Genomic DNA, 21717 nt, shown 5'->3' with positions numbered 1-21717 from the left:
TAATATTAATTAAAAATTATACTAAAGTATAAAGCGCTAAATTGCAAATTAATACTATACAAATACATTAACAGATATTTATATAACTGAATGGAAAACGTTAACAAATTGATATTTTAATCATACACATCTAAATCATATCAAAGCAAACCTATATAAAAACAAGGGGGATTTTATTATGAGAAACAAAAGAATAGCAGTTGGTATTATAGCGACAATTGTTGCAAGTAATAGCTTTATATCACTAGCAGCAACAACTAACGGAAATGACTTAGTTAGTCCAATACTATCACAAGAAATAAGTGAGAGTTTACTAGCTAATAATGATCAAGAAAATAACTCGAGTAAAGTAGGATCTTATGAAAATATAAGAATAAATTCAAGCTCAGCTGTTGTAGATATATCGGATAAGATAGAAGAATTGAAAACATTAGAAGAAGGTACAATCGTAGCCAGGTTTAAAGGAAACGATGATAACTTATCAAGTTTAATAGGAATATCAAATAATAGTAAATCTTCAACTCATTTTCACTTATACAAATCAGGAGGGAGAGTAGGAGTTGAAATTAGAGATGAAGCATCAAAGCTTAACAAACATATATATGCAGATGTTACTCTAAATAAAGGATTTAATACGGTTGCATTTAAAGTTGAAAAAGATAAGTCATACTCTCTATATTTAAATGGGAAGCTAGTTAAGACTGAGAATACTAATGACACAAAGTTTTTAAAAGATATATCTGGATTAAATAGTGCCTACTTAGGGAAAACACCTAGGTTGACAGGTAATCAATATCCATTTACAGGAGATATAGATTTTATAGATATATATAATGGATCAGTATCAGATTCATATCTTATAAGCAAAACTGGTGAAACCAGTACACCGTCAGTAGAGGAGGTATTACCAGAAGACGCATATAAGTCTGAGCCTGTAGATTTATTTAAACCAGGATTTCTAAATTCTAATGCATATAGAATACCTGCACTGTTTACAACAAAAGCTGGTACAGTGCTAGCATCAATAGATGCAAGAATAGATCATGGAGGAGACGCTCCAAATAATATAGACACAGCTATTAGAAGAAGTGAGGATGGAGGAAAAACTTGGGATGATGGTCAAATCATATTAGATTACCCAGATAAGGCATCTGCTATAGATACTGCTATGGTGCAAGATGAGAAGACTGGAAGAATATTTTTATTAGTAACTCATTTTGCATCAGGTTATGGATTCCCTAGTTCAAAAACTGGAAGTGGATATAAGGAAATAGATGGGGAGAGATACTTATTACTACATGATGAAAGTAACAAAGAGTATACAGTTAGGGAAGAAGGAAAGGTATATGATAGTGAGGGAAATATAACTGAATATACAGTCGATGAAGATAAAAATCTATATCAAAATGGAGAAATAAAAGATAATGTATTATCTAGAACAAGTCCATTAAAAGTGCTGGGAACAAGCTTCTTATCACTAATTCATAGCGATGATGACGGCAAGACTTGGAGTAAACCAGTTGATCTCAACAAAGAAGTAAAAGAAGATTGGATGAGATTCTTAGGTACTGGACCAGGTAGAGGACATAGAATAGAAAATGGTAAATATGCTGGAAGATTAGTATTCCCAATATATTTAACTAATTCAGCAGGATTCCAATCAAGTGGAGCTATATACAGTGATGATAATGGTGAAACATGGAATATAGGGGAGACTGCTACTGATGGTAGAGATATGGGGAATGGTCAAGTTGGTAATGCGCAAACTCAAACATCAGGAAATCAGTTGACGGAGTGTCAAGTTGTAGAAATGCCTAATGGTCAGTTAAAAATGTTTATGAGAAATACAGGAAACTATGTAAGAATAGCAACAAGCTTTGATGGTGGACAAACTTGGGACAACGATGTTGTCGAAGATAAAAGTTTAAGGGAGCCATACTGTCAGCTAAGTGTTATGAATTACAGCCAAGAAGTAGATGGTAAACAAGCACTGATATTCTCAAACCCAAATGCAAGTAGTAGAGCTAATGGTACTGTTCGTGTTGGTTTAATATCACAAAATGGAACTCATGAAAATGGAGAGCCCAAGTATGAATTTGATTGGAAATACAGTAAACTGGTTAAGCCAGGATACTTTGCATATTCATGTTTAACAGAACTTCCTAATGGTAATGTAGGACTATTTTATGAAGGTACTGATGTAAAAGAAATGTCTTATACAGAAATGAACTTAGACTACATTAAACATAACTCTGAAGAATCATCTACATCTGCAAAATTAGAATCAGTAATGATAGAGGGAAATAAAGAATCCTATAAAGCTGGAGACGAGTTAAAGCTTAATTTGAAATTCAGTCAAAATGTATCGATAATGGGAGATAGAAATCTTACTGTAAAAATTGGTGGTACAGAAGTAGCTCTTAAGATGAGTGGATATAATAACCAAAAAGAAGTTAGCTTTGTAGGTATAATACATGAAGGAGTACAAGCAGGTAGACATGAGATAGTAGTAAAAGCTAATACAAATATGGAAATAATAAACATCTATAATAAGGTATTAATATTAAATGAGGATACTAACACATCAACTAATATACAAATAGGATAGTAGTAGATTATATCATATAGTTTACGCTTAAAATAATATTTAGATAGAGTAGCGTTTTGTTACGTGATGCTAAATTTGTATGTAAGGTGAGCATAAAAGTTTCTATAGAAAATGGACTCTTATAATTAGAGTCCATTTTTATTTTCTTCTTTAAGATTAGATTAAGGTATGAGTGATAACCTATATTTAATGAACAAATACAATTACTTAATTTATATAAATAAAAACTTAAAGGAGGAAAATTATGAATAAGAAACTTATAACAATGATATCGGCACTTTCATTATGCGTGAGTGTAGCAGCATGTTCTAAAAAAAATGATACTTCTAAAACTGAAAATACTACAGGTTCGAGTGTTAATATAGAGTCTATGAAGAGTGAAAGTATAGGAGATGCAGATACATTTATAAAACTTGGAAGTGAAATTAGTATTGAAGGAGAAGGAGCAAGAGTAGAAAATAATAAAGTTAAGATAACTTCAGCAGGGACATATAGTATAAGTGGTAAGTTAGAAAATGGGCAAATAATAGTAAATGCAGGAGATGAAGATAAGGTATACATTATTTTAAATGGAGTAGATATAACAAGCTCCAACAGTGCACCTATATATGCACTAAATTCTAAGAAATTAATAATTGCACTACAAAAAGGAACAGAGAATAATATAACTGATGGAGAAGAATACATATTTGAAGATGAATCTAGTGATGAGCCAAATGCATCAATATTTAGTAAAGATGATATAGTTATTATTGGAGAAGGTAAGCTTACTGTAAATGGAAATTATAATCACGGGATTGTAAGTAAAGATAAATTAAAGATTCAAAGTGGAAATATAACTATCAATGCAAATAATGATGGAATAAAAGGAAAAGATTGTATAAATATAACTGATGGAGATATAACTATAAACTCTCAAGGAGATGGAATACAATCCAATAATACTACTGATGAGACTAAAGGATATGTATTTATAGAAGGTGGTAAATTGAATATAACATCTGGTGAAGATGGAATACAAGCAGAGACTCAAGTATTAATAAAGGATGGAGATATAACTATAAACTCAGGTGGAGGAAGTGAAAATAGCACTAAATCTAACGGTAGTAAAGGAGATAGATCAGAGATTCCAAATCAAGATGTGGGTGAGATGCCAGTTCAAGGTGAAGACATGGGAGAAAGGCCGGAAATGCCAGAAATCTCAAATCAACAACAACCAGCTTTAGAGGAAAATGTTAGAAATAATGAAGCATCAGATTCAATAACTGAAGAAACTGTAAGCACAAAGGCAATAAAAGCAATTTCTAATATTGTAATTGAGGGTGGTAATATTGAAATAGACTCATGTGATGATTCTATACACTCAAATAATAGCATTACTATCAGTGGAGGAACTATGAATATAGCATCTGGAGATGATGGGATACATTCAGATGCAGAGTTAAATATTAATGGAGGAACTATTAATATAACTAAGTCATACGAAGGACTTGAAAGTGAAGTAATAAATATTAATGATGGTAGTATACATTTAGTTGCAAGTGATGATGGAATAAATGCAACCGAAACAAGTACTGAATCAAGTGAAAATACTCAACAAACAAATAAACAAAATGGAGCATCGCAAAAGGCTCAAATAAATATTAATGGTGGATATACTTATGTAGATGCTAGTGGTGATGGTATAGACTCAAATGGTAATATTACTATGAAAGATGGTACACTAATAGTAAATGGACCTACAAATAATGGAAATGGGAGTCTAGATTATGATGGTATATTTGATATAAGCGGAGGGACTTTAATAGCATCGGGAAGTGCTGGAATGGTACAAACACCAAGTAGTTCATCTTCTCAGAAAGCTTTAAACATAAGTCTAACATCGCAAGAGGCAGGTAATATAATAAATATACAATCTGAAGATGGAAAAGAAATATTAACATTTGCACCAGCTAAACAATATCAATCAGTAATAGTATCTACACCAGATATTGAATCAAACAAAAAATATGCTGTATTAGTAGGAGGAAGTTCAACTGGAAAATCTACAGATGGAGTATACTCTGAAGGAAAACATTCAGGAGGAACTATTATTAAAACAGAAGCAGCGCAAGATACTATAACTAATATTACTCAAGAAGGAGCAACTACTGGAGGTGGAGTAGGCGGACCTAAAGGTCAGGGTCAACCATGCGGACAAGGTGATAGAAAAGAAATGAAAAACCCTTCAGACATGAATACTACTAAACAATAGCAAATATATATATCATATAATCATAATATATATTAATAAATAAAGCTCAGAGCAGTAATAACTCAGAGCTTTTTATTAATGTCTTAAATTTCTAAGATTGGTGAGGTATTTCAACAATGAAAGAAGCAGATTTTCCTAAATTACTTTGTGCATAAATTTTTCCTTTGTGTTGCTTAATAATAGAACTAGCAATGGAAAGACCAAGGCCATATCCTCCAGTATCTCTATCTCTAGAACTATCAACTCTATAAAATCTCTCAAAGATTTTTTCAAGATGTTCAGAGGATATACCTTCACCAGTATTATTTATGATCAACTTAATTTTATTTTTATCAGAAAATAGGGAAACTGTGATTTTACCATTCTTATTTGTATGCTTAATAGCATTGTCCATTATTATACTAAATAACTTTTTTATACTTTCTTTGTCTCCATTGATATACAAATCTTTTTTTATATTAGTTTCTAATTCTATATTACTTTCATAAATAACAGCATCAAACATCAAGAGCATACTTTCTATAATTTTACTAATATTTATAGAAGAGAGAGTTATAATATTATCATCAGTATCAAGTTTAGCAAGAGATAGCATCTCATTTATTAAGATGGACATTCTATCAGTTTGAGAGTTTATATAATTTATCCACTTTTCTTGATTTCTGATGCTATCATCAGGATGGCTCAAGATCAATGATGTATTAGTTTTTATAATAGTCAGGGGAGTTTTCAATTCATGAGAAGCATCAGCTATAAACTGTTTTTGCTTTTCAAAAGTACCTTTAATAGGTGTTATAGTTCTATTTGTTAGATAAATACTTATAACAAGTAGAGCAATTAGACTTATAGAACCTGTTAGTATAAATGTTTTAAGCAATTCAATAAGTAGATTTTGGTAATGAGTTCTATCTAAAAATGCAATCTTAGTTCCAAGTCTAGTAGTCTGTTTTAGATAAGAATAAGAGCTATCGCCCATATCTATTTTATCAGAAGAATTTTCATTTTTAAAAACAAGGTCAACAGCATTTTGGAGAATAGTAGAGTCAATGCTTATGTTAAAAGGCTTAAAATCTTTTATAATCTTGCCAGATTCATTAACTTCAACAACTATATTTATAGTATTTGGCATCGGTTTTTTGTTATTATTAATAAGTGCAAATAAAGTTCCATCAATCTCATTGTTTATATTTGAGCTAGTAGTAGCATATATAAATCCGAAAATAGTTACAAATACAGCTGTAAGCAAAGTCATATTAATTAATATAAATTTAATTCTTAATTTATCAAACATAATTATTCCAACCTATATCCAACTCGTCTTATAGTCGTGATTTTCGCATTAGATTCAATATAAGCAAGTTTTTTTCTTAAAAATGATATATATACTTCAATATTATTGTGTTCTATATCTGAATCAAATCCCCAAAGTTTCATAATTAAATCATCTTTACTTACTACAATCTTAGGTCTTTGCATAAAATACTTCAATATATCGAATTCCTTTAAGGTAAGTGTAATAGAGTTATCATTAACCTCAACTTCATATGTAGATAGATTAAGTCTAATATCAGAGAACTCCAAAATATTCTCATTGATTAAATCACCATTTCTTCTTGTAATAGCTCTTAGTCTAGCTAATAATTCTTCCGGAGAAAAGGGCTTAGGTAAATAATCATCAGCTCCACAGTCAAGTCCAAGAACTCTATCTTCAACACTATCCTTAGCAGTAAGTAGAATCACTGGTGTTGAAATTTTTTTATTTCTAAGCATTTTAAGTGCTTGTATTCCACTTAATTTAGGCAACATAATATCTAAAACTATTACATCATATACATTTGTAAGTCCGTAGTTTAATCCATCTTCGCCATTAAATACTGCATCAACGGTGTAGTTATTTTTAATAAGGATCTGTTGTAGGGCTTCAGAAAGCTGTTTTTCATCTTCTACTAGTAATAATCTCATTATAAATTCCCTCCTTTTTATATAATATACTTTTTGTAAACTATTAATCAAATTTTAGCATATAAACCTTAAAATAGAATTAATTCTAAAATAAAAAGCCCACTAAATTAAATTTAAGTGAGCTTGTATTATTATCCATATATTTTTTCTTCAAATCCAGAAAGAGTAAGGCTTATATTTAAATTGCCATTTCTACATCTTAACTTATCTAAAAATTGCTTTTGGCTTATACTATCTTTTAACTCTATCATATAGTTTAATTCATATAATGCACCAAAATCTCTGGTTCTAATTCTTTCAATATGATATGTATTAGTATACTCATTTAAGATTTCGTCAAATACACCATCATAGTTTAAGTCTTCAGGTATAGTTATCTTAAGATGCATAGGCTTACCCTTAGGTGTTGCAAATTTTATTAAATCAAGAACAAACATTAATATACATAATATTATCGTAAATATTACTGCATAGACTATATAGCCCATACCACAAGTAAGTCCAACAGCTAAAGTGAAAAATACATAAGAAATATCTTTGGGATCTCCAGGTGCACTTCTAAAACGAATTATTGAAAATGCTCCAGCTAAACTAAATGCTCTAGCTACGTTGTTTCCTACTAATAGGATTATAATAGAAATTATTACTGGTAGCATAACTAATGTAGTTGTAAATCCTGAGTTATAGCCATTTTTTTTGTTAGTTTTCATATATACAAAACTAATTACAAGCCCCAGTAAAATTGAAGCTACTATTACTATTAATGCATTTGTGAGAGTAAATGACTCTCCAGTTGTTGATGAAATTATTGTTCCTAACATATTTTTTCTCTCCTTTTGCTACTATTATTTTTATTTTCAAAGCAATAAGACATATATTCATTGCCATATTTTGAGAAGTTTGTATTATAGATTTTTAGCTCTGAAAGAATTTGTGTAAACCATATAGGTATAGCACCTAAGAACTTAACCTCCATCAAATATCTTTCTTCACCCAAGATATCATTACCGAAGCAGCCATCTTCTAAAGATAAATCATATCGCCTAGCAATAATCTTTGAATCGAAAGTCAATCTAAAATCTGTATCATCTTTTCCAAAGTATGCATTTCTTGTGTAGCCTATGTAGACAGCTGGGTATACCTTGTTTTTGCTTAGATAGTATTCTATTTCTTCTAAAACTTGCTTATTTATATAATCATCTTGAATAGGTTTCTTGCCATAGTATAAAAATTCATAAGCTTCGCCTAAAGTCATTACAACTCTTCTTTTACTTACAATCCCATTTATTTTCTTCTTTAATTCTAGAAAAACTTTATCGTCTAGGCTAGTAGGGACAGTATAGCTTCTCAATCTAAGTTTTTCTTTGTAGTAAGGCTTGGATATAGAATGCCTAATGACATCATTATTTTTTGTATCATAGTATATATTGTAAATCGTATAGTTTTTATCATTTTTACAATGGGTATCTGGATTCATATATTCAAGTAATCTAGGTACTAATTCATTATATTGTTGTTGACTTAATATAAATTTTTTCTCAAATCGTTTAAATGACTTAATTGCCATATTATTTCCTCCAATTTAAATAGTTTGGCTTATCTTTATGATTAAATTATAATTTTATAAACTTAAATAGAACTTAATTTTATATGGAGTTAATATGAATAAAAAATATGTTATTGACTTATTTATCACTCAAATGTATATTGATTTTAAAATTAATAAGCAATAATCATTAATATATTATAAAAATAAATTAATTTATGTAGTTTTTTTACAAATAAAGGGGGCAATAAATTGAGGATACAAGACACATATAAATTTAAAATACAAAGTACATATTTTTCACTACGACCATCTGAGCAAAAAGTAGCTGAATTTGTACTTAAAAATACAGAGGATGTATCAAAATTAACTATTACAGAGTTATCAGGAAGAGTAAATGTAAGTCAGCCTACAATAATAAGATTTGTAAAAGCAATGGGGTTTAATGGATACAGAGAATTTAAAGATGCAATAATTATGGAGATTGGAAATAATAAATCTAAAAAGCAAGAATTACTTTATGGATTTGAGCTAAACAAAGATGACCTAATAGACAATATTCCAGCTAAAACAATAGGTACAACAATAGAAATATTAGAAGAAACGTTAAAATCTATCTCTATAGATTCTTTTGAAGAAGCAGTGAATATGATAATAAAAGCTAAAAGGATAGATATTTATGGAGTCGAGAATTCTATGTCTGTTGTAAGTGATTTAGTTAATAAGCTAATATATCTAGGATTAAATATAAGGTACTATACTGATAACTATATGCAAAATGTGTGTGCTTCAAACTTAGATAAAGACGATTTAGCAATTGCAATATCATACTCAGGAACATCTAAAAATACTGTTGATGCTATAAGAAATGCAAAATCTTGTGGATCAAAAACTTTGGTTATTACAAACTTTGAAGATACAATTATTAATGAGTATGCAGATGTATCAATATATTCAAGTAATTCTAAGGCAACAATCTATGGAAGTGCTATATTTTCAAGATCTTCACAAATAGCAATAGTTGATATGCTTTATATGGGGGTAATATTAAGTGATTATGATAAATATTCCAAAATACTAGATAAGAATAGTATCATATCTGAAGATAGAAGTTATTAATAAAGAATAAATTTAAATATGAGAAATGATTATTATGGCTATGAATTGTAGAATTACTACAAATCATATCCATTTTTTAACAATTTGTTAACTTCGATTTAATTGTACCTCAAAAACTTAAATGATAACATTGTTGTTGTAAGCGAGAAGAGATAAATTAAAGGAGATGAGTCAATTTGTTAACACTTAATAATATAAAGAAAGTTTATGATGGAGTAGAAATATTACGTGGAATAAGTTTAGATATAGAGGATGGAGAGATAGTTTCAATATTAGGTCCATCAGGAAGTGGAAAAACAACCTTATTAAATTTAATACTTGGGATAACAGATCCAACAGATGGTCAGATAATATTTGACAATAAAGATATAACTAAAGTGGCTATGGAAAAAAGAGGATTCAATATTGTGTTTCAAGACTATGCATTATTTCCAAATTTAAATGCGTATAGAAATATTACTTACGGCTTAAAAAATAAACCTAATATTTCAACTAAGGAAGAAGTAGATGAACTTATAGAACTATTAGGACTTTCTAAGCATCTTGATAAGAAGATAGATCAACTATCAGGTGGGCAAAAACAAAGGGTAGCATTAGCGAGAACTCTTGTTATGAAGCCAAAGATATTACTTTTAGATGAACCACTTAGTGCACTTGATGGAGTAATTAAAGAATCAATAAAAGATAGAATAAAGACTATAGCTAAAGAATATAACCTTACAACTATAATAGTAACTCATGACCCAGAAGAAGCGTTAACTCTTTCAGATAGAGTACTTATATTAAATGAAGGTAAGATATCGCAATACTCTACGCCTGATGAAATAATAAATGATCCTAAAAATAACTTCGTCAAAGATTTTATATTAAATCAATTAGAAATAAAGAAGGAAAATATATTCTCTTTATTTGGAGGATGTTATGTTTAAGAAAGATAGAGAAACAAAATTAATTTTATTATTTGTAGTATCAATATTTATAATATTTTTAGCTATCCCAACTACGATGTTACTTTTTAAATCTTTTCAAAGTAATAAAAGCATAGGCCTAGGAAACTACCTAGAAATACTTACAAGTGAAGTGTTTATACAGTCCTTAAAAAATAGCTTCTTGGTATCATCGTGTAGTGCATTAATTACTACATTAATAGCATTTTTACTTTCTTATACAGTTAACAACACAAATTTAAATGAAAATATAAAGAAAATTATAACGGCTGTTGCTACATTGCCGATGCTTCTTCCAACAATAACTTATGGATTTGCTATAATTTACTCTTTTGGTAAGCAAGGTCTTATAACTAAAATACTTGGATTTCAACCATTTGAACTATATGGATTTAATGGATTAGTGCTAGGCTACAGTATATATACTTTACCGATATCATTTATGTTGATAAATAATACTTTTAAATATATAGATAAAAGATTTGCAGTTGTATCAAAAATGATGGGAGATAATAGCTTAAAAACTTTTTATATAACTATTTTTAGACCATTAGTTGGCACATTGGCAGCAGTATTTATACAAGCTTTCTTCTTAAGTTTTACTGATTTTGGTATACCTGCATCAGTAGGTGGAAGCTTTGATGTAGTTGCTACAACTCTGTATAATCACATGTTAGGATCTATACCAAACTTTAATAATGGAGCAGTAATCGCTATGGTTATGCTTATTCCTTCTATAATAGGGATAGCAGCTCTCAACTATTTAGAAAAGTATAACTTTAGATACAATAAGATTTCAAAAGTAGAATTAAAGAAAAATAATATAAGAGATTACGGACTGGGATTTGTATCCATGATAATTATTTTAGGAATAACATCTATATTCGTAGTTATATTTGTAGTGCCATTTGTAAAGAGTTGGCCTTATGATGTGACTTTTACTATGGGTAATTTCAAGAATATTCTTGCTAATTCTAATTTAACTGTTGTTTATGCAAATTCACTAAAAATAGCTATTGCTACAGCGATTATAGGTACACTGATAGCTTATGGAGCAGCACTAGTTACATCTAGAAGTGAAATAGATAAAAAGTATAAATCAATAATAGAATCTATTGCTCTAGTAACAAACACAATACCAGGAATGATACTTGGAATTGCATTTTTAGTAAGTTTTTCGGGAACAAGCTTGCAAAATACATTTATTATAATAATTCTTTCAAATATAATACATTTTTTCTCAACACCATACTTAATGATGAAAAACTCATTATCTAAAATGAATAGATCTTGGGAGACTACAGCAATGCTTATGGGAGATAGCTGGATAAAAACAATAATTAGAGTAGTAACGCCAAATGTAAAAGGAACTATATTAGAAGTATTTAGTTATTACTTTATAAACTCAATGGTAACTATAAGTGCTGTAATCTTTATAACAGGTGCAAGAACTATGGTTATTACAACAAAAATAAAAGAGCTTCAACACTATGCTAAGTTTGATGAAATATTTGTACTTTCACTACTAATATTCTTTACAAACTTATTTGCAAAAATAATCTTTACGAGGCTATCTAAGATGGGCAGTAGAGAAACTAAAAAAGTTGGAAAAGAGGGTAATATTAGTATGAAGAAACTTGTAAAATCTTTTGTAGGTTTAAGTTTATCAGTAACTATGATGGCTGGAATGATAGGATGTTCTAGTACTGGTGGTAGTGATGAGGGAAAGGTTGTAATTTACTCAAATGCAGATGAAGAAGCTATGAAGGCTATAAAAAATTCTTTAGATAACAATGGCTATGAAAATAAATATATAATACAATCTCTTGGAACTTCAGAGCTAGGTGGTAAATTAATAGCTGAAGGAAAAAATATAGAAGCAGATTTAATTACCATGAGTTCATATTATATAGACACTGCTCAAGAAGAACAAGGGATGTTTAAAGATCTAAGCTTTGATTATAAAACATTAGGAGAAAATCCAAAGTACTACGCTCCAATAACATCACAAGAAGGCTCTATAATAGTAAATACTAAGGTATTAGAAGAACATAACCTTGAAGCACCAAAATCAATAAAAGATTTATCAGATAAAAAATATGAAGGATTAATATCTATACCAGATATAACAGGTTCTTCGACAGGATGGTTATTAGTCCAAGACATAATAAGTGAATATGGAGAAAAAGAAGGAAAAGAAATTTTAACTAAAATAATTGAAAATGTAGGTCCTCATTTAGAATCTTCTGGATCTGCACCTATTAAAAAATTGCGTGCAGGAGAAGTAGGAGTAGCTTTTGGTCTTAGACATCAAGCTGTAAAAGATAAAGAAGAAGGTCTACCTATAGATTACAGAGATCCAATAGAAGGAAACTTTGAATTAACAGAGTCAGTAGCAGTAATCAATAAAGGTGATAACACTAATCCATTAGCTATGGAAATGGCGGAGTGCATCATAAAAAATGGAAGAAGTGAAATAATGAAAACTTATCCAAATGCTTTATATGAAGGTGAAGAAGTAGATTCAAATAAAGCATCAGCATATCCAAAGAAATTTAGTGAAAAATTAACTGTTGATCTACTAAAGAAGCATCAAGAGTTCTCTGAAAGCTGTAAATAAAAACATATAAAATTTATATAAGATATTAAAAAGGAGAAAGTTCATGAAAAATTATAAATTATTAACACCAGGACCATTAACTACAACTGATAGTGTAAAAAGAGAGATGCTATTTGATCATTGTACATGGGATGATGATTATAAAGTTATAACTCAAAGGATAAGAAAACAACTATTAAAACTAGCACATGTTAATGAAGAGGAGTATACTACAGTGCTTATGCAAGGTAGTGGAACATTTGGAGTAGAATCAGTAATATCTAGTGTAATAGGTAAAGAAGATAAATGCTTATTTGTAACAAATGGAGCTTATGGTGAACGTATGCTAGATATAGCAAAATATCATAAAATAAACTATGTAGTATTAAGCGAAGAGTACAATATAGTACCGTATGTAAATAAAGTTGAAGAAATACTTAAGGATGATAAGGACATAACTCATGTGATGATGGTACACTGTGAGACAACTACAGGGATTTTAAATGATATAGAAGCTGTAGGGAAAATTTCAAAGAAGTACTCAAAGACTTTTATGGTAGATGCTATGAGTAGTTTTGGAGGGATAGATATATCTCTTAAAGATTATGGAATAGATTTTTTAATTAGTAGCTCAAATAAGTGCATTCAAGGTGTTCCAGGATTCTCTTTTATTATAGCTAATAAAGAAAAACTTATAGAAAGTAAAGGAAAAGCTAGAAGTCTTTCTCTTGATTTATACGATCAATGGATAGGTATGGATAAGGATGGGAAGTGGAGATTTACATCACCTACTCACGTTATTTTAGCATTTTCCAAAGCACTTGATGAATTAGAAGCAGAAGGTGGAGTAGTAGCTAGAAATAAAAGGTATTCAAATAATAATAAAATTTTGAGAAATAAGATGAAAAAGTTAGGAATAAATTCATATTTAGAAGAAGACATACAATCACCAATAATAACAACTTTCTTATATGAAAATAATGATTTTAGTTTTATTGAGATGTATAACTTTGTAAAGGAAAATGGATATGCAATTTATCCGGGGAAATTAACTAAAGTAGATACATTTAGAATTGGGAACATAGGTGAAATATATGAAGAAGATATAAATAACCTTTGTGATATATTTGAAAAATTCGTACTTATAAAGGAGACTATATAATGAATAAAATAGAAGCGGTTATATTTGATTGGGCAGGAACTACAGTAGATTATGGATGCTTTGCACCCGTAAGAGCGTTTATAGAGGTATTTGAAGCATATAAAATCTCACCTACAATAGAGGAAACAAGAAAGCCGATGGGAATGTTAAAGTGGGATCATATAAAAACTATGATGTCTATGCATAGAATAAATTCATTATGGATTGAAAATCATGGTAGGGAATTTACAGATAAAGATATAGATAATATGCATGATATATTTTTAGATAAGCTTATGAGTATATTACATAACTATGGCGAACCAAAGCCATTTGTTGTTGAGACTATACAACAGTTAAGAAATAGGGGCATAAAGATTGGTTCAACAACAGGGTACACAGATGAAATGATGGAGATAGTGACTAGAGAAGCTAAAGGAAGAGGATATGAGCCAGACTGTATGTTTAGCCCAACATCAACAAAAAATGTAGGTAGACCTTATCCGTTTATGTTGTTCAAAAACCTAGAAGAATTAAAAGTATCATCAGTAAAGAATGTAATTAAAGTAGGGGACACAGTATCTGATATATTAGAAGGCAAAAATGCAGGAGTATATACTGTAGGACTAATTGATGGAAGTTCTGAAATGGCTTTAACAGAAGGAGAGTTTAATTCACTTACTGATGATGAAAAAGAAGTACAAAGAGAAAGAGTATCTAAGATATTCAAAGATGCAGGTGCTGACTTTGTGATTTATGATGTAAGGGGACTGTTAGAATTGATAGATTATATTGAAAGTAAAGAAGTGTTGAGTTTAAATATATAAATAAAAACATAGCTTTGGTGTAGTGATAAAAATACTATACCAAAGCTATATTTTAAATTAGCTCAATCGTAATTTTTAACAAGTAGTGTTCCTTACTAATAGAAGTTAACTCATCCAATATTTCTTTAACATAAGAATACTTTCCAATATTTAAATTGTTTTCATCTATATATTTGAACATATTTTTATATGTAGATTCTATAGTATCGTAGCATCCTCTATGATATCCAATTAGATAACGACCACCTTTTTTTATGAATAATTTATCCGGATCGATTTTCTTATCTACCTTCTTTATATAGTACTGTTGGTTTAATTTGTACTCTCCATTATGGTTTTCAATGTTAATTAATGAACAAAGTGAATCATCTACACTATATTTATAGATATAATCATTAAAATTATTTTTGATTAGATTATAAATCTCTTTGTCATCAGACCGATCAATATGTATACTTAGAAAATAGTATTCCTCGTCACTATGCTCTACATAAAACTCAGTAGTATTTATATCAGATGCTAATCTTATTTTATCTACTCGAGAAATTAATATATCTTGATAGTTTTTCAACTTATTAATTTCTTCGGATAATACATCAACTTTGTCTAAAAAAAGTTTTTCCATATACTTAGGTGATCTATTATTAAAAGAATCTTTGATATCAGATAAGGACATTCCAATATCTTTCATAACAGATATAAAGTAAAATAAATTCAATTGTTCATAGGAATATAGTCTATACCCATTTTCGCAATATACTTCGGGTTTTAAAAGATCGATTTCATCATAATGAAATAAAGTGTGTTTTTTCACGTTACATAATTTTGCGAATTCTCCTGTTGTTAGGTATTTTGAGTTTATTTTCATATTATTTTAATCTCCTATTGACTATCGGGTTACCATATACTTTATTATACCAAATATACAAAAAAATATACACTAAAAAGGAGAGTATATAATGGACAATAAGAGTATTGATTTAGGAAACAATAGTATACCTAAATTGCTTACAAATCTAGCTATACCAGCAATTATAGCTCAGATGGTAAATATTCTATATAATATCATAGATAGAATATTTATAGGGAGAATGCCAAGTGGTGAGTTAGCTATGGCTGGTATCGGTATAGCAATGCCGATAATTATGATTATTTCTGCATTTAGTGCACTAGTTGGTAGTGGTGGAGCACCTCTAGTAGCTATAAAAATGGGAGAAAAAAACAATGACGAAGCTGAAAAAATTATGAGCAACAGTTTCTCACTTTTGATAATATTAGGGACTATATTAACAGTTGTCTTCCTAGTATTTAAAGAGCCTATTCTTTGGGCATTTGGTGCTAGTGAAGCTACTATAGGATATTCAATGGATTACTTATCTATATATGTTATAGGTAGTATATTCGTACAAATCTCTATGGGAATGAACTCTTTTATAAATACTCAGGGATTTGCAAAAATAGGGATGTTTACAGTTGCTATTGGTGCAGTTATCAATATAATACTTGATCCAATATTTATATTTGGATTTGATATGGGAGTTAAAGGAGCAGCACTTGCAAGTATTATAGCGCAAGCAGTATCAGCAATGTTTGTATTAAAGTTTTTATTTGGAAACAAGAGTATTTTAAAAATAAGAAAAAAATATTTAAAGCTAGATAAAAAGGTAATAACTTCTATTGTATCTCTAGGTATTGCTCCATTTATTATGCAAGGTACAGAGAGTTTAGTACTAATTAGTTTAAATAATCAGTTATCAAGATTTGGTGGTGACTTAGCTGTAGGAGCTATGACAATAATGAGTAGTATTATGCAAATAATAGTATTACCTTTGATGGGTCTTACTCAAGGTGCACAGCCAATAATAAGCTACAACTTTGGAGCTAAAAATTATGAAAGAGTTAAAGAAACCTTTAAGTTACTACTTAAAACTTGTTTATTCTACTCATGTTCAATGGTTATATTATTGATGTTATTCCCAGAAGCTTTTGTAGGTATATTTAATAATAAACCAGAGCTAGTTCAGATTACATCATGGAGTATTAAAATATACTTCTCAGGAATGTTTATATTTGGTGCTCAGATAGCGTGTCAGCAAACATTCTTAGCTCTAGGTCAGGCTAAAATATCATTAGTACTAGCGCTTCTAAGAAAGGTAGTGCTTTTAGTTCCATTAATATTTATATTACCAAGTATACTAGATAATGGTCTACAGGCCGTGCTATTGTCAGAGCCGATAGCTGATATAGTAGCATCGATTACTACTATAACTTGCTTTACGATATTTTATAAAAAAACATTACAAACTTCTGAAATAACTAATTTTGTAGAAGAAGTATAATATAGCATCATTTATCAAAGCTACTCTTATAGGGTAGCTTATTTTATATGTATAGGCATGAAATTAGTTATACATGGCTTAAGTTATGGTATTTGAGATAATTACTAAATTTAATAGTCAATATATATATTTAAGAAAAAATATGGTATTTTAAATAATAAAAGTATCGTTAGTTTATAAATTTATTATTGAGGAGAATTGTCTATGATAATTGATATTACACAAACAACAAAAATTGGGAAAGAGTATAGAACAGGATCAGCGCCTCTAAAGGTTGAAGAAGTTAAGCGTTACTCAAAAAGTGGAAGTGAGTATATTACAACGTCATTTTCATGTGATGTGCATAACATGGGGACGCACATTGATGTAATGGGAGCCGATATAGTAATTGAAAATGATAGATTAATAGGACCTGGAATAAAGCTGGATGTTTCTAGTATTATAGATAGGCCAATAACTTTAAATGATTTAGACGTTTCATATGTAAAAGAAGGGGTGTATGTATTTTTCCAAACTAACTGGGATAAATATTTAGATGATGAAAAATATAATAGTCATCCAGAAATATCTATGGAAGTTATTGAACACTTAGTAGATAAAAAAGTTAATATGATAGGAATAGATACTCTAGGTCTAGGAGTCGGAAGAAATCATGGTACTATAGATGTTTATTTAGGTAAACATAATACATATGCTATAGAGAACTTGACGAATCTAGATAAAATACCAAATGAAGGATTTAAAGTATATTGTTTACCTATGAAGATAGAAGGTTTAGATGCATTACCAGCTAGATTATTAGTAGAGTTTTAAAGTATTATATAAAAAATAAATAGACAGAAACTATTTTTATTAGACAAAAATCGTATTGTTAGCATATAACAGTACGATTTTTTTATGTAAATTAAAAAGTACTATAAAAAAATTGTATTTTATAGTACTAATTTTGAGATAAAAGCTTAAAGGAAGAGCTAAGTATAATGAGAAATATAATTATTATTATATTAATTTTTGGGGTGATAATTTGGAAGCAAATAATAAAATACGAGAGTTAAACGAATATAAAAAGATCAATAAGAATAATTATAGAAATAGAGGTAAGAAAAAAACTAAAAAAATAATCCCTAAAATATTTATTGCTATATGTATCCTAGGTATTGTTATAGGAAACCTGTATGGATACTCCGCAGTGTCTCAGCTTAAGTATGATATTTACTATTTAGAAAAAGAGTTAAGACAAAAAGAAGTAGCACTAGAAGAAGTAAAAGCAACTTTGAGTAATAATACATCTGTTCAAGAAATTGAAAAAAAAGCCAAGGATGAGCTAAATATGGAATATCCTAAAGATGATCAGATTGAGTATATAGATGTTGATAACTAGGGGGAGAGAAGTTTGAAAAAAATAAAAAGGATTAGTAAGAAAAGATTAGTTTTAACCTTAATATTGGCGTGTACTCTATTTTTTTGCTTGATACTTAGGACAGGGTACCTACAGCTTATAAAAGGAGAATGGCTTAGCACTAAGGCATTAGATCAGCAAACCAGAGAAATACCAATAGAACCTAAAAGAGGGACTATATACGATACTAATATGAAAGAGCTTGCAGTCAGTGTAACTAAGTATACAGTTTGGTGCAAACCAGTAGAAGTAAAAGACAAAGAAGATACAGCAAAAAAGGTAGCTGAAATACTAGGTAAAGAATATGAAGATGTGTATAAACTAGTAAATAAAACAAATACAGCTTTAGTAAAAATAGAAAGATGGATAGACGATGAAACAGCATCTAAAATAAGAGATACAAAGCTATCGGGGATATGGGTAGCAGAGGATAATCAAAGATACTATCCTTATGGAAACTTTGCTGCTTATGTGTTGGGGCATACTTCAAAGACAGATGCTACAGGACTTGCTGGTGTAGAGATGAAGTATGATAAAGCTCTAAAAGGAACAGACGGAAGATTAATAATAAGTACAGATGCATCAGGAAGAGAAATAGCACAAGGTGTGGAGAAGTATTATGAACCAGTACAAGGAAATGGACTAGTATTGACAATAGATGAAACTATACAACACTATGCAGAAAATGCAGTACAAAAAGCTTATGAAAAAAATAATGCAAAGAAAGTATCTGTAATAGCAATGGATCCTAAAAGTGGTGATATACTAGCAATGGCATCAAAGCCAGATTATGACCCTAATGATCCAAATACACCACAATATGAGTATTTCCAAAATTTACTAGATGAGTATAGTGATAAAGACAAGATAAAAGGATATTATCAAATGTGGAGAAATACTATGATAAGTGATACATATGAACCAGGATCAACATTTAAATTAGTAACAACTTCTGCATCACTTGAAGAGGGTGTTGTTAAAGATGGTGAAAAGTTTACTTGTACAGGTGGTGTAATGGTAGGAGGAAGAAGAATAAAATGTTGGAGACATTATAGACCACATGGAGTTCAAGATTTAAAACATGCAGTTCAAAACTCATGTAACCCGGTATTTGTTGAGTTAGGTGATAGATTAGGTGTTTCAAAACTTTATGACTACATAGAAGCTTATGGATTGACAGCAAAAACAGGAATAGACTTGCCAGGGGAAGCAAAAGGTATTTTCTATAATGAAAAAAATGTAGGGCCTGTAGAGCTTGCAACAATATCTTTTGGTCAATCAATATCAGTAACTCCAATACAGCTTATAACTGCAATATCATCTATTGCAAATGAGGGTAAATTAATGCAGCCGAGAGTTGTTAAAGGGTATACGGATAACAAAGGAAATATTACTGAAGAGATAGAACCTAAGATGGTAAGGCAAGTATTATCAGAAGAAACATCTAAGCAGATGATGGAGATAACAGAATCTGTTGTATCAGAGGGTGGAGGAAAGATAGCTTATCTACCTGGGTACAGATTAGGTGGTAAAACAGGTACAGCTCAAAAGGTTATAGATGGTAAATATGCTCAAGGGAAATATATTTGTTCTTTTGTGGGAATAGCACCTACTGATGATCCACAGATAGTAGTACTTGCAATAGTTGATGAGCCAACTGGTGTAAGCGCATTTGGTAGTACAACAGCGGGGCCAATTATTAAAGAGGTAATGAGTAACTCTCTAAAATATTTAGGAGTAGAACCTAAGTACACTGATGAAGAAAAAGCTGAACTTGAAAAGCCAAAGGTAAAAGTTCCAGATGTTAGGAATTTACAGATTGGGGATGCAGTAAAAGTATTAGAAGAAGCTAAGCTAAAACCAATACTAGATTCAGATATAGAATTGCCAGAAGATACAAAGATTATAGATATGTTCCCTAAACCAGGGGTAGAGGTTCAAGAAGGGTCTAGTATAATGATATATTATGAAGAATCAAAAGGAGATAATTAACATATACTCATAAATATCTTCAAAAACAAGACGATTTGGTATATAATTATAAAGTTAAGAGTTACCAAGGCAATGTATATTATGGTATACATTGCCTTTTATTAAGAGTAGCTTTAAGATTCTTAAGATCTAAGAAGGAGGGAAGATATGAAGAGTCTAACAATAAAAGAGTTAGTACTTGCAACAAAAGGAAAATTAACTATTGGACATGAAAATAGCAGTGTAGATGATATTATTATAGATAGTAGAAAAGCAAGTAAAACAAATGCATATGTTGCTATAATAGGAGAGAACTTAGATGGTCATACTTTTATGCAATCTGCATATGAGCAAGGGTGTAGAACTTTTATAAAAAATGAAAGTAGCGGCATAAATTTAGAGAGTTCGGATATAAACTTAATAGAGGTTAAAGATACAGAACTTGCGCTTGGCCATATAGCTCAGTATTATAAAGACAAATTTGATATACCTTATATCGGTGTTACTGGAAGTGTAGGAAAAACTACTACTAGAGACTTGATATATGGTGTGGTAAGTGCGAAGTTTAATTCTTTAAAAAATGAAGGGAATTTAAATAATCATTTTGGAGTACCTTTAACATTATTTGGACTAAATGATAGCCATGAATGTGCAGTCATAGAAATGGGAATGTCTCATTTTAAAGAAATTGAATATCTAGCAAACATTGTAAACCCTAAAATCGGAGTTATTTCTAATATAGGATTATCTCATGTTGAAAACTTAGGATCACAAGCTGGTATTTTACAAGCTAAGATGGAAATAGCTACAAACTTTGATGAATCAAACACATTAATTGTAAATGGAGATGATGAGTACTTAGCAACAATTAAAAATACGCCTCATATCTACAAATTAAAAACATTTGGATTTAAAAAGGATAATGACATCTATTGTGAAGAATACACTATGGAAGAAGATAGTGTGACTTTTACATGTATAATAGATTCAAATAAAGAAGAAGTA

At 29.7% G+C, this 21717-nt stretch carries 17 protein-coding genes; 12 read left to right on the top strand and 5 right to left on the bottom strand.

Annotation, left to right across the window (positions count from 1 at the left end; translation table 11 throughout):
• Positions 1-178: 178 nt before the first annotated feature.
• The gene (locus CHL78_RS04715) at positions 179-2608 is read left to right on the top strand and encodes a sialidase family protein (protein WP_094366396.1); all 2430 of its coding nucleotides are present in this window, start codon (positions 179-181) and stop codon (positions 2606-2608) included.
• A gap of 244 nt (positions 2609-2852) precedes the next feature.
• Positions 2853-4862 carry a carbohydrate-binding domain-containing protein gene (locus tag CHL78_RS04710; RefSeq protein WP_094366397.1) on the top strand — a complete coding sequence of 670 codons (2010 nt, stop codon included), beginning with the start codon at positions 2853-2855 and terminating at the stop codon, positions 4860-4862.
• 91 nt (positions 4863-4953) lie between these two features.
• Here the strand turns inward: CHL78_RS04710 and CHL78_RS04705 are convergent, their stop codons facing one another.
• The 4 genes from CHL78_RS04705 to CHL78_RS04690 all read right to left on the bottom strand — a co-directional run bounded on the left by CHL78_RS04705 (position 4954) and on the right by CHL78_RS04690 (position 8391).
• Positions 4954-6153, bottom strand: coding sequence for a sensor histidine kinase (locus CHL78_RS04705; RefSeq protein ID WP_094366398.1), 1200 nt, complete (start codon positions 6151-6153; stop codon positions 4954-4956).
• A 2-nt stretch (positions 6154-6155) separates the two neighbouring features.
• The gene (locus CHL78_RS04700; RefSeq protein ID WP_094366399.1) at positions 6156-6824 is read right to left on the bottom strand and encodes a response regulator transcription factor; all 669 of its coding nucleotides are present in this window, start codon (positions 6822-6824) and stop codon (positions 6156-6158) included.
• A gap of 131 nt (positions 6825-6955) precedes the next feature.
• Positions 6956-7645 carry a DUF4956 domain-containing protein gene (locus tag CHL78_RS04695; RefSeq protein ID WP_094366400.1) on the bottom strand — a complete coding sequence of 230 codons (690 nt, stop codon included), beginning with the start codon at positions 7643-7645 and terminating at the stop codon, positions 6956-6958.
• Complete coding sequence (locus tag CHL78_RS04690) at positions 7639-8391, bottom strand: polyphosphate polymerase domain-containing protein (RefSeq protein WP_094366401.1); 753 nt, start codon at positions 8389-8391, stop codon at positions 7639-7641. Before CHL78_RS04690 ends, CHL78_RS04695 begins: the two co-directional genes overlap by 7 nt.
• A gap of 231 nt (positions 8392-8622) precedes the next feature.
• Here CHL78_RS04690 and CHL78_RS04685 point away from each other — a divergent pair, with 231 nt between their 5' ends.
• The 5 genes from CHL78_RS04685 (at position 8623) to phnX (ending at position 15003) form a co-directional block, all read left to right on the top strand.
• Positions 8623-9489 (top strand): MurR/RpiR family transcriptional regulator, encoded by an 867-nt coding sequence (locus tag CHL78_RS04685; protein WP_199533992.1) that lies wholly within the window; start codon positions 8623-8625, stop codon positions 9487-9489.
• 176 nt (positions 9490-9665) lie between these two features.
• Entirely contained in the window at positions 9666-10418 is a 753-nt protein-coding gene (locus tag CHL78_RS04680) for an ABC transporter ATP-binding protein (RefSeq protein WP_094366402.1), read from the top strand.
• Complete coding sequence (locus tag CHL78_RS04675) at positions 10411-13056, top strand: ABC transporter permease subunit (RefSeq protein ID WP_094366403.1); 2646 nt, start codon at positions 10411-10413, stop codon at positions 13054-13056. The genes CHL78_RS04680 and CHL78_RS04675 overlap by 8 nt, the downstream gene beginning before the upstream one ends.
• A 43-nt stretch (positions 13057-13099) precedes the next feature.
• Positions 13100-14197 carry a 2-aminoethylphosphonate--pyruvate transaminase gene (phnW, locus tag CHL78_RS04670; protein ID WP_094366404.1) on the top strand — a complete coding sequence of 366 codons (1098 nt, stop codon included), beginning with the start codon at positions 13100-13102 and terminating at the stop codon, positions 14195-14197.
• Positions 14197-15003 (top strand): phosphonoacetaldehyde hydrolase, encoded by an 807-nt coding sequence (phnX, locus tag CHL78_RS04665; RefSeq protein ID WP_199533991.1) that lies wholly within the window; start codon positions 14197-14199, stop codon positions 15001-15003. The genes phnW and phnX overlap by 1 nt, the downstream gene beginning before the upstream one ends.
• 52 nt (positions 15004-15055) lie before the next feature.
• On the opposite strand, the gene CHL78_RS04660 is transcribed toward phnX, so the two are convergent.
• Positions 15056-15871 carry a MerR family transcriptional regulator gene (locus CHL78_RS04660; protein ID WP_094366406.1) on the bottom strand — a complete coding sequence of 272 codons (816 nt, stop codon included), beginning with the start codon at positions 15869-15871 and terminating at the stop codon, positions 15056-15058.
• 91 nt (positions 15872-15962) lie between these two features.
• Between CHL78_RS04660 and CHL78_RS04655 the strand changes: the two genes are divergently transcribed.
• The 5 genes from CHL78_RS04655 to CHL78_RS04635 all read left to right on the top strand — a co-directional run.
• Entirely contained in the window at positions 15963-17342 is a 1380-nt protein-coding gene (locus tag CHL78_RS04655; RefSeq protein WP_094366407.1) for an MATE family efflux transporter, read from the top strand.
• Positions 17343-17546: 204 nt separating this feature from the next.
• Positions 17547-18155 carry a cyclase family protein gene (locus CHL78_RS04650; protein ID WP_094366408.1) on the top strand — a complete coding sequence of 203 codons (609 nt, stop codon included), beginning with the start codon at positions 17547-17549 and terminating at the stop codon, positions 18153-18155.
• A 211-nt stretch (positions 18156-18366) separates the two neighbouring features.
• Entirely contained in the window at positions 18367-18723 is a 357-nt protein-coding gene (locus tag CHL78_RS04645) for a hypothetical protein (protein WP_094366409.1), read from the top strand.
• A gap of 12 nt (positions 18724-18735) precedes the next feature.
• Positions 18736-20733 carry a stage V sporulation protein D gene (locus tag CHL78_RS04640; protein ID WP_094366410.1) on the top strand — a complete coding sequence of 666 codons (1998 nt, stop codon included), beginning with the start codon at positions 18736-18738 and terminating at the stop codon, positions 20731-20733.
• Between the two features lie 147 nt (positions 20734-20880).
• Positions 20881-21717, top strand: an 837-nt coding sequence (locus CHL78_RS04635; RefSeq protein ID WP_147295794.1) for a UDP-N-acetylmuramoyl-tripeptide--D-alanyl-D-alanine ligase, incomplete at its 3' end; no start/stop codon positions are given.

It is taken from the genome of Romboutsia weinsteinii (assembly GCF_002250835.2).
Classification (GTDB): Bacteria; Bacillota; Clostridia; order Peptostreptococcales; family Peptostreptococcaceae; genus Romboutsia_A; species Romboutsia_A weinsteinii.
This window is presented reverse-complemented; position numbering and strand designations above follow the sequence as displayed.